The organism is Actinotalea sp. JY-7885 (assembly GCF_014525465.1).
In the GTDB taxonomy this organism is placed as follows: Bacteria; Actinomycetota; Actinomycetes; order Actinomycetales; family Cellulomonadaceae; genus Actinotalea.
Genome location: NZ_JACEXH010000283.1, coordinates 1 through 2,373, shown reverse-complemented (window position 1 = coordinate 2,373; position 2,373 = coordinate 1). Strand labels below are relative to the sequence as shown.

Sequence of the window (2,373 nt, the reverse complement as noted above, 5' to 3'; positions counted from 1 at the left end):
GACCGCCGCGTCCGCCGTGCGGCCGAGCGCCTCCTCGACGACCGCGCCGAGCGCCGACGCGGCGTCGACCTGCGCCTGCACGGCGTCGGCCAGCTCCTCGACCCACGGGCGCAGGGCCGCGATCGCACCGCGCTGCGTGCGGGTGATCACGGCGCGCGCCCGGTCGGGACCCGCGACCATCGCGAGCCACCGGCGCATCGGCGCCACGGCGGCGGGCGGCAGCAGGCCCTCGTGAGGGCCGAGGTCCTTGACCATGAAGAGCGGCACGGCCGCGAGGCCCCGCGCGCGCAGCCGCGCCATGAGGTCGGTCCGGATGGTCACGAGCGCGTCGTCCGGCACCCGGTTCAGCACCATGGCCATCGAGGTCCCGCGCAGCGCGGCGCGGTCCAGCACCTGCCAGGGCAGGGCGTCGCCGTAGCGCGCGGCGGTGGTGACGAAGACCCACAGGTCCGCGGCCTCGAGCAGGCGGTGCGCCGTGCTCCGGTTGCTCTCCACCAGCGAGTCGAGGTCGGGCGCGTCGACGAGCGCGATGCCCCGCGGCACCTCGTCGCTCACCACGACGTCGACCGCGTCGCGCAGCGGGTGGTCGGCGAGCAGCTCGGTGTCGGCACCGTGGTGCACCAGGACGGGACGCCGCGTCGTCGGCCGCAGCACGCCCGCGGTGCTCACCTCCCGACCGACGATCGAGTTCACCAGGGTCGACTTGCCGGCGCCCGTGGAGCCCGCGACGACCACGACGGCCGGGGCGGAGAGCTCACGCAGGCGGGGCAGCAGGTGGTCGTCGAGCTGGTCGAGCAGCTGCACCCGGCGCTCCTCGGCCTCCCGGACCCCCGGGAGCGGCAGCGGGAAGCGCGTGGCGTCCACGTCGCGGCGCAGGTCGCTGACCGCGTCCAGCAGCGAGGCGCTCGCGCGCGGCCGCTGCTCGACCGACGCCGTCGCCGACCGGGCGAGGCCGGTCGGACGCCCCTCGACACCGGTACGGACCGCTGGCGGGAGCCCTGAGGTGCTCGGTGCCATGGTCACGGGACCATCCTCCCGTGCGGCGCGTCGGCGGCCAAACGACCGCGCCGAGCAGCGCGTCGCCGTCTTCCCGGCGGCGGGCGGCGGGCCGCGTGTACGATGGGGCCGCATTTGCGTCATCGCAGGTCAAGTGCCATTTTTCGGCACAGCGACGTCCGGGTGCGCCGGCCCCCGTAGCTCAGTGGATAGAGCATCGGACTTCTAATCCGCAGGTCGCAGGTTCGAATCCTGCCGGGGGCGCGCCGCCCGGGTGGTCCGCGTCAGGCGTCGGCGGTGACCCGCGCGGCCCGGGCCGCACGACGCCGGTCGACGACCACGACCCCTCCCAGCACCGCGACCGCCAGCGCGACGGACGCCACGACGTCCGTGACGAAGTGGTACCCGAGGTACAGCCGGCTCAGCGCCACGACCGCCACCCCGAGGACCACACCGAGGAACCACCTGACGAGCGACGCGACGCGCGGCTCGCGGATCCAGGCGAGGTACCCGACCACGAGCAGCAGGGTCGCCGTGCCGATCGTGTGGCCCGAGGGGAAGGAGTAGGTGGTCTCCACCCCCGCCTCGACCATCGTGTCGACGGGCGGCCGGGGCCGGGCGACCGCCGACTTGATGAGGACCGAGACGAGCGTCGAGGCGATCATCGCGCCGGCGAGCAGACCCGCCTGCCACCACTGCTTGCGCCAGAAGCCCCACGTCAGCGTCCCCACGAGGACGAGCACCGGCAGGATCTCCGGGCCGGTGACCGTCGTGATCACCGTGAGGACCGCCGTCACGGGCGCGCTGCGCGCCTGCGCGAGCCCTTCGAGGACGGGGGTGTCCAGCTCCGCGAGGTCGTCCCTCTCCTGCACGGCGTCGAAGACCCCGAAGAACCCGGCGGTCCCCAGCACGACGAGCAGGAGGCCGACGACGATCGCGACCTGCGGCCCGTGGTCCGTGACCCATGTGCGCCGTCCCCACACCTCGGCGGCGCGCCGACGCGCGCCGGCGACCCACCCGGAGCTCGTTGCTGACATCTGGTGAGCATCGCATCGCGTGCAGCCCTTCGCGCGACGAGCCGACGCCCCGTCCCGGGCCTCGGGAGGCCCTCGCGCCCGGATATTCACGTGCCCGCGGGCGCCGCCGCCTGCCAGCCTGGGAGCACCGCGGTGAAGGACCTGGCCCGTCCTCGCAACCAGTCCCTTCACGTCCCAGGAGCACCACCATGCATCCCATCACCGTCTACGAGATAGCCGCCCGCGAGCACGAGCGCGCGACGCGCGGGAGCGTGCGCGCCGCCCGGATCGACCAGCTGCTCGCCGAGCGCAGCGCCGACCGGAGCCGCGCACCGCGCCGTGCGGCCGGGCGCCGGGCGGT

2 protein-coding genes and 1 tRNA gene are annotated in these 2,373 nt (G+C 75.0%); 1 reads left to right on the top strand and 2 read right to left on the bottom strand.

Features of this window, described 5'->3' with window-relative positions:
- On the bottom strand, positions 1–1,017 hold a 1,017-nt coding region (locus IDM29_RS16285), incomplete at its 3' end, for a GTPase domain-containing protein (RefSeq protein ID WP_188037795.1).
- Positions 1,018–1,187: 170 nt separating this feature from the next.
- Here IDM29_RS16285 and IDM29_RS16280 point away from each other — a divergent pair.
- A tRNA-Arg gene (locus tag IDM29_RS16280) sits at positions 1,188–1,260 on the top strand.
- 20 nt (positions 1,261–1,280) lie between these two features.
- Here IDM29_RS16280 and IDM29_RS16275 read toward each other — a convergent pair.
- The gene (locus IDM29_RS16275; RefSeq protein WP_182113475.1) at positions 1,281–2,033 is read right to left on the bottom strand and encodes a phosphatase PAP2 family protein; all 753 of its coding nucleotides are present in this window, start codon (positions 2,031–2,033) and stop codon (positions 1,281–1,283) included.
- Positions 2,034–2,373: the final 340 nt, after the last annotated feature.

Excerpts from the sequence above, each read along its gene's own strand:
- IDM29_RS16275 (WP_182113475.1), bottom strand. The coding sequence starts at position 2,033 with ATGTCAGCAACGAGCTCCGGGTGGGTCGCCGGCGCGCGTCGGCGCGCC.